This window comes from Bradyrhizobium sp. (assembly GCF_016462955.1).
In the GTDB taxonomy this organism is placed as follows: domain Bacteria; phylum Pseudomonadota; class Alphaproteobacteria; order Rhizobiales; family Xanthobacteraceae; genus Bradyrhizobium.
Genome location: NZ_JAEMSD010000838.1, coordinates 1 through 1775, shown reverse-complemented (window position 1 = coordinate 1775; position 1775 = coordinate 1). Strand labels below are relative to the sequence as shown.

The 1775-nt window shown below is 63.0% G+C and carries 2 protein-coding genes; both read right to left on the bottom strand.

Annotated elements, in window-relative coordinates:
- Positions 1-143: 143 nt before the first annotated feature.
- Positions 144-767, bottom strand: a complete 624-nt coding sequence (locus JHD07_RS39010) for a transglutaminase-like cysteine peptidase (RefSeq protein WP_291631903.1) — start codon at positions 765-767, stop codon at positions 144-146.
- A gap of 330 nt (positions 768-1097) precedes the next feature.
- The gene (locus tag JHD07_RS39005; protein WP_291631901.1) at positions 1098-1709 is read right to left on the bottom strand and encodes a PilZ domain-containing protein; all 612 of its coding nucleotides are present in this window, start codon (positions 1707-1709) and stop codon (positions 1098-1100) included.
- Positions 1710-1775: the final 66 nt, after the last annotated feature.

Genomic DNA, 1775 nt, shown 5'->3' with positions numbered 1-1775 from the left:
TCTGGAACGCGCTGGTGTCTGCCGCGATCCTGCACCCCAAAAAAGTTGCGGCCAGCCTTTGGGGGGAGGCTGGCCGCGCACGATCCGGTCTGGGACGGGGAGGGGTGGGGATGTGACCGGGTCGCGGGTCCTGTTGTCTCGCCTCAATCTCTTGCACTGGCGGTGGAGACCGCCGGCTTGGTATCGCCGAGCGAGACCCAGACATTGGGATCGCTCTGCGACTGGCGCTTGACGAAGCGGTAGCCGGTCTCCGTCCAGGCCAGGACGTTCTCGTTCTGATTGTCGAGAACGAACTCGCCCTTGTCGGTCTTCACCGTCAGCACCGCATGCCCTTCGCCCTTCTTGTCGCGCACGACGGTGATGAGCAGGGCCTGGCGCGGCCAGCCGGCATCCATCAACATCTTGCGCTTCAACAGCACGTAGTCTTCACAGTCGCCGTAGCCGTCGGACGGCAGCGACCACTTCTCGATCACGCCCCAGTGCTCCTGGTCAGTCAAAGGCTTGACGGTCTCGTTGACCCAGCGATTGACCTTGACGAGGTCGCGCCAGGCGGCCTGCGACATCACGATGTCGCGCGGCTGCATCGGCGTGCCCTGGCACTGAGCAGCATTGTCCGCGCAGAACTCGACCCAGCCGATCGGCGCACGCGTGGTGTCGCCGAGGCTCGCGTAGAGCAGACGGCTTTCGCCGGCCTGCGCTGCCGCGCTGATCCCGAAGAGCATGGCGACAATCGCCAGCTTCTTCCCCTGTCCCCTGAAGTCAAACATTGCGGCCCCCGTTTCTTGTTGGGACCACATTTCGCACGGAGCTTTTGAGCGGCCGCTAAGTCAGCCAAGTCAAATCGAGACGAATACGAGTAAAAGCTGCGGCGAATTCGATCTATACTTGAATCGAATTCTCGTAAAATTTGAAACGACTGCAATTGATTCAAGTTTTATCGATTAACGCGCAAAGGCTGGCGGAACCGCCATTTCATCCACAAAAGGGCCGCGCGTTAACCCGCGCCGGAGAGCCTGGGCGACATGACAAAGGCGGCGTCCGCGTCACGGAGGCCGCCTTCGGCGCTGGAAATCCCGGCGTTTTCGCGTCCTTGCGCTTTACCGCGCGGTAACGCTCTCTTCGAGAGTCTCGATCGGCTGCGCGTGCAGGAATTCCAACGCGAAGCCGTCTTCGAGGTTTCGGACCACGCGACCCTGGACCCGGCCGAGGAAAACGGTCGATCTCAGCGGCGGGCGGTTTTCCGCGGCGATCGCAGCGCCGGACAGCGAGAGGTCGATGATGCGGCAGGTCATCTTGGTGCCGTCCTCGAGCGTCAGCACTGCGATCGGGTTGCGTGGCACGATACGGTCGTGACGGCGGTCCTCCGGCAAATTGAGGATGTCGCGGTTGGCGAGCCAGGTCAGCTGGGCCGCGAGCTTGTCGCGCTTCCTCGGCGTCGCCCCGATCGTCATGGCAAAGCCGTTGTCGATGATGCGGGTGATCTTGCCCTCGACGCGGCCGATATGGTCGAGATAGGCGACCACGCGGTCGCCGACATTGCCGATGCCCGGGGCGAGCAAAGCGAGGCCGCCCGGCGACATGTTGATCACCTGGCAGGGAAATTCGCGGCGGTCCGGCAGCATGTAGCGGCCGAGCAGGTGCACCTTCACCCGCTGGAAGCGCCGACGCTCCTCGGCGGCCGGAAGAAACTTTTTGTTCGCCAACGCCATTTTCAACACCCGACCCCCCGCCCGGGCGGAGTCCGGCACGACCCTAAGGTGCATAGGGTTAATGCC

Coding starts and splice junctions, on each gene's coding strand:
- JHD07_RS39010 (WP_291631903.1), bottom strand. CDS start 767: ATGTTTGACTTCAGGGGACAGGGGAAGAAGCTGGCGATTGTCGCCATG.
- JHD07_RS39005 (WP_291631901.1), bottom strand. CDS start 1,709: ATGGCGTTGGCGAACAAAAAGTTTCTTCCGGCCGCCGAGGAGCGTCGG.